The sequence below is a fragment of the Hydrogenophaga sp. genome, assembly GCF_022844385.1.
In the GTDB taxonomy this organism is placed as follows: domain Bacteria; phylum Pseudomonadota; class Gammaproteobacteria; order Burkholderiales; family Burkholderiaceae_C; genus Hydrogenophaga.
In genome coordinates this window covers 1-5189 of the sequence record NZ_JALHLX010000184.1, presented here as the reverse complement: position 1 = coordinate 5189, position 5189 = coordinate 1, and the positions used below count along the sequence as shown (strand labels likewise).

The 5189-nt window shown below is 59.1% G+C and carries 5 protein-coding genes; 2 read left to right on the top strand and 3 right to left on the bottom strand.

All coding sequences use genetic code 11. From position 1 onward, the window contains the following. Positions 1–32 precede the first annotated feature (32 nt). The gene (locus tag Q0C59_RS18475) at positions 33–638 is read left to right on the top strand and encodes a uracil-DNA glycosylase family protein (RefSeq protein ID WP_291218310.1); all 606 of its coding nucleotides are present in this window, start codon (positions 33–35) and stop codon (positions 636–638) included. Here Q0C59_RS18475 and Q0C59_RS18470 read toward each other — a convergent pair. Together Q0C59_RS18470 and Q0C59_RS18465 are read right to left on the bottom strand one after the other, a co-directional pair. Next, a complete protein-coding gene (locus tag Q0C59_RS18470; protein WP_291218308.1) occupies positions 635–979 on the bottom strand; it encodes a hypothetical protein in 345 nt (114 codons plus the stop codon). The two genes, Q0C59_RS18475 and Q0C59_RS18470, sit on opposite strands and share 4 nt — an antisense overlap. Before the next feature lie 64 nt (positions 980–1043). Next, the gene (locus Q0C59_RS18465) at positions 1044–1595 is read right to left on the bottom strand and encodes a carboxymuconolactone decarboxylase family protein (protein ID WP_291218306.1); all 552 of its coding nucleotides are present in this window, start codon (positions 1593–1595) and stop codon (positions 1044–1046) included. A gap of 116 nt (positions 1596–1711) precedes the next feature. On the opposite strand from Q0C59_RS18465, the gene Q0C59_RS18460 reads away from it, so the two are divergent. Further along, entirely contained in the window at positions 1712–2542 is an 831-nt protein-coding gene (locus tag Q0C59_RS18460; protein WP_291218304.1) for an AraC family transcriptional regulator, read from the top strand. A 393-nt stretch (positions 2543–2935) separates the two neighbouring features. Here the strand turns inward: Q0C59_RS18460 and glnS are convergent, their stop codons facing one another. Further along, positions 2936–4741, bottom strand: a complete 1806-nt coding sequence (glnS, locus tag Q0C59_RS18455; protein WP_291218302.1) for a glutamine--tRNA ligase — start codon at positions 4739–4741, stop codon at positions 2936–2938. Positions 4742–5189 lie beyond the last annotated feature (448 nt).

The window sequence follows — 5189 nt, the reverse complement described above, 5'->3', positions numbered from 1 at the left end:
ACGACCTAGCTCCCCGCTACAAGGGTCTCTGGATGCCACTCGCTAACTCCGACTTGCCAGTAGCCACTGCGTTGCTGCTGCAACAGGTGCGCGCCTGCACCCTGTGCGCACCCAACTTGGCCCTCGGCGTTCGACCAATTTTGCAAGTGCACCCGGCAGCGCGCATTCTGGTGGTAGGGCAGGCACCGGGCATCCGGGTCCACAACAGCGGTGTCCCTTTTGACGATGCCAGTGGCGACCGTTTGCGGGAGTGGATGGGTATTACCCGTGAGGTGTTTTATGACCCCACGAAGATGGCAATTGTTCCAATGGGCTTTTGCTACCCTGGCACTGGCAAGTCCGGCGACCTACCGCCCCGCCCCGAATGCGTCCCGCGCTGGCGACAGCAGGTGCTGGGGCATCTGCCCGACGTCGAACTCACACTGGTAATTGGCCAGTATGCGCAGGCCTGGCATTTGCCCAAGTCGTACAACAGCAGTGTGACTAGCACGGTGGAACGCTGGCAGCAATATGCACCCAGCGTGATACCTTTGCCACACCCCAGCCCGCGCAACAATATATGGCTTAAACGCAATCCGTGGTTCTCCGAGACGCTGTTACCGGAACTAAAAACGCTGGTAGCGCGGGCGCTTGACTAGACTAATTTGCGAACGATCATGCTGCAGACTTGGTCATGCACGTCGCGCAAATCTTGCGGTGCCTTGGAGAAATTCATTTTCTGATCCAGGCGTACCTTGGCTGACGTAAGTGACGCAGCCGTAGGTTCTTCAAAATCAGCCGCACCCATCACACTGCGCATGGAGGCCCGGGCCTGGCGCTCGGTCTCTTCATCGCTGAGCTTCTCACCCAACAGCATGGCACCGCGCTTGAGTGTCTCGCCGTGTATGGTGACGAAACAACCCAGCATGGCCTCGCGGGCTTCCAACGGCGTGACGCTGGTAGCAGATTTGGCTTTGTTCAATTGGTCTTTGACTTGCATACTTTTCTCTCAAACGTTTTAGAGCGGGCGGCAGGTTCGGGCCGCCCGTGGTGAAGCAAGAGGCTTAAACGGTTTCGTCCGCGCGAGCCTTGACCAGTGGAAAATCGATGACGGTGCCAGAGGCGTTGTTGACGAAGTTGGTGTAGACCGTGGCCGCCACGTTGGCGATGATTTCCATTACGGCAGCATCGTCATAGCCAGCTTCTTTAACTGCCTGAACGTCGGCTGCACTCACATGGCCTTGCTTCTCCACCATCAGTTTGGAAAATATCAATGCGGCCTGCACCTTGGCGTCATTCGACTGACCGATAAGGTTCACGGCCAACTCTTCCATCGGCAAACCAGTGCCCTTGCCCATCAGGGTGTGAGCGGAGGCGCAGTAGTCGCAATTGTTGACATTGGAGGTGACCAGTGCAATCTGGTGGCGCAGCCCTGCGGAGAGCTTGCCAGTGGCCAGTGCCTCGCCTTGGCCAAAGTAAAACTTCAGCGCGGCGGGGGAATGTGCAATGGTCTTAAACAGGTTGGGCACCATGCCCAGTTTCTTTTGAACGCCTTCGAGCAGGGTTGCAGATGCGGCGGGGGTGTTGGCAGAGGTGGCGGCTTCAATACGGGGCATGAGAATCTCCAGAAGTGTTGTGTGCGGGTTTGCACAGAATCTAATGTCGCGCTTCGGGCGATACTTGCGGGCACTGAAAGTCCAGCTTTCAGCACCATTCGTATCGAAAGCACGCCATGGACCGCCTCTCCCCCCTGTTCGCCCGCTTCTCACTCAGTGCCAATGTGTTCTACAGCGGCGCGCTCTGCGGGGTGGTGGATTTTCCGAATGACCGGGGGATTGGCATGCTGCATGTACTGCGTCGGGGCCAGTTGCGGGTCATCCATGCCAACGGTGAGCGCGTGGAAATCGTGGCGCCGACGCTGCTCTTTTACCGTCAGTCCAGTGTGCACCGTTTTGAAGTGGACGATCCTGCTGGCTGTGATCTGGTCTGCGCGCACATTGAATTTGGGGCCGGCATGGGGCTGCAGATTTTGCGCGGTTTGCCGGAACTGCTCCTTGTGCCCATGGATGACATTGCCGGCGTGCAGCCGACGCTGGAACTGCTGTTTGCCGAGGCCTTCACATCGCGCACCGGGCGCAGTGCGGCCATTGATCGTTTGATTGAATACTTCACCATCCTGCTGTTGCGTCATACCGTGGAGGCCAGTCTGGTCAAGGCGGGCGTATTGGCGGGGCTGGCAGATGAGCGTCTGGCCAGGGCGATAATGGCCATGCATGCACAGCCGGAAGAAGCGTGGACCCTCGAGACACTCGCGGGCGTTGCTGCCATGTCGCGCTCACGTTTTGCCAAGGATTTCCTGGACACCGTGGGAGATACTGCGATGGACTACCTTACCGATTGGCGCATTAGCCTTGCGCAGGGATTGCTCAAGCGCGGCAAGCCACTTAAAGCAGTTGCACCTGCCGTGGGTTATACCAGCGAGACCACCTTTGCCCGAGCGTTTTCGCGCCGCACTGGAGTATCGCCAACGAACTGGGTTGCAAGACTCAAAGTTGGCGGGTAACTTCAATGCACCCCAATGGAACTTCCAACTTCTTTAGTGACTTAACAAGTAGGAAGGCGACCTCGAAAAGCGCATCAAGATATCCCTTCGCTTACTCAGCCCCAATGAATACCAGCTGAGCCTTGGAGTCACGGCATAAACCAGTCCAGGTTTTACTCCGCCCCCCAGAGGATCAGTTTTCGACGGAAATCCACAGGCCATCAACAAAATCAGGCCAATGCCCATTCCAAGTTGCGTTCCAACGGTTAGCTTTGGGCCAAAGCGTCGAGGTAGTGCCGGCGGTATTGGGAGCGGCTGCGAGCACGCTGCACAACTGGATCAAGGCGCAGCTGAGGATGGAGCGTGGCATCTTAAAAGAGCGACGGCCATGCGCAGATCAGTAGGTGCTCTGCCTTACTTTCCCCGGCTGTCTCGCATCCCCGCAGTCCGATTGAACACAAGTTTGCCATCGTCAGCCGCTTTTACATCCACCACGAAATACCCGTGCCGCTCGAACTGAAACCCCACGCTGCCAACCTTCGCGACGGCCAATGACGGCTCCGCGAACGCCGCACATGTCATCAGACTCTCCTTGTTCAATTCCTCCAGCAATTCCCCGCTACCCGGCTGCGCCGTGGCAAACAGCTGTTCATACAGGCGCACCTCGACCGGCACCGCATCGGCTACCGCAACCCAGGTGATGTTGCCCTTCACCTTTACCGCATCCGCACCGGGTGTGCCACTCTTGGTGTTGGGCACCAGCGTTGCTTGCACTTCGACCACCTTGCCGCCGGCGTCACGCGTGGCGCCCGTGCATACGATGGTATGGCCGTATTTCAGACGCACCTTGTTGCCGGGGAACAGGCGGAAAAAGCCCTTGGGTTGCACGTCTTCGTAGTCGGTGCGTTCGATCCACACCTCGCGGCCGATCTTGAAGCTGCGCAGGCCACTTTCGTGGTCGCGCGGGTTCACAGGGGCTGTGCAGTCGTCGAGCAGGGCGTCACTGTCCATCAGCTCGGCCCAGTCGGTGATGACCAGCTTCACCGGGTCGAGAACGACCATGGCGCGCGGGGCGATGGGGTCGAGCGTGTCGCGGAGAGCTGCTTCGAGGCTCGCATAGTCGATCCAGCCGCCGGACTTGGTCACACCGCTGCGTTCGCAGAACAGTTTGAGTGCTTCAGGCGTGTAGCCGCGGCGGCGAAGGCCCGCGAGGGTGGGTATACGCGGGTCGTCCCAGCCGTCGACGTGGCCTTCTTCGACCAATTGGCGCAGCTTGCGCTTGCTGGTGATCACGTGCGTCACGTTGAGCCGCGCGAATTCATACTGGCGCGGATGCGGGCTGGCGATCAAGCCGCCTTCTGCCAACCGGTAGAGCAGCCAGTCGTAGAACGGGCGCTGGTCTTCGAACTCCAGCGTGGCGATCGAATGGGTGATCTGCTCCAGCGCGTCCTCGATCGGATGTGCAAAGGTGTACATCGGGTAAATGCACCACTTATCACCGGTGTTGTGGTGCGTGGCCCGACGGATGCGGTAGAGCGCCGGGTCGCGCATGTTGATGTTAGAGCTGGTCATGTCGATCTTTGCACGCAGGGTGGCGGCACCGTCTTCGAGCTCGCCGTCGCGCATCTGACGGAAGCGCGCCAGGTTTTCGTCGGAGCTGCGGACACGAAACGGGCTGTCAGTTCCGGGCGTGTTGAAGTCGCCGCGCGTGGCACGCATCTGGTCGGGCGTCTGCTCGTCCACGTAGGCGAGCCCGGCGGTGATCAGGTACTCGGCCGCGCGGTACATGAAGTCAAAGTAGTCGCTGGCGAAGTATTCGTGCGGCTGCATGGTGCCAGGCGCGCTGGGGCGGTCGGCCAGGTAGGTTTCGTAGCCGAGCCACTTCACCGCGTCGCGGATGCTATCGACGTATTCCTGCTCTTCCTTCTCGGGATTAGTGTCGTCGAAGCGCAAATGGCATACGCCGCCGTATTCCTTCGCAAGTTCGAAGTTGAGCCAGATGCTCTTGGCATGGCCGATGTGCAGGTAGCCGTTAGGTTCAGGCGGGAAGCGCATGCGGACCTTGGCCGGATCTTGCATGCCTTTCGCATGGTGTTGTGCGTCGCCGGGGCTGCCTCCCCATTTCCGCGCTTCATAGACACCTTGCTCAAGGTCGTTTTCGATGACCTGGCGTAGAAAATTACTTGGCTTAGCGGAATCTTTTTCAGCGAAAGAGGTCATCCGTTCATTTTAGGAGTAACGCCTACGATGCGTGGCGCGGTCCAGCTTTGCAGCGTGGTCTCGTCGCCGAACTTCCAGGCGATGACGCGCCGGCCCACCGGCGGTCAACTCAGCGGGGCGAGCATGCCGCCGGTGCGCTCGGTTGCGAGGCCGACGCAGGTCGGGAAGCCGTCTGGCCGAGCGGAAGGTGACGTTCTGTCTTGGGCACGATCACAAATGTGCTGTCGCCCGCTGTCATCTCAATACCAGTGGTGCTAGGGCACACGTCGGCGAGCTGTAGAACCGCGTGGAATAGACAGCCCACTGACTCCAACAACAGATCGCCAACGAATGGGGTCTCCTCGTTTTCAGTGCAATAAGTGACGGTACGCAAAGCTAGCACTGGCGCGGGGGTGGTCTGGGTAGACCGTTGATTTCATTGACTTTCCTGTTCGCTTTGTAAACGGGT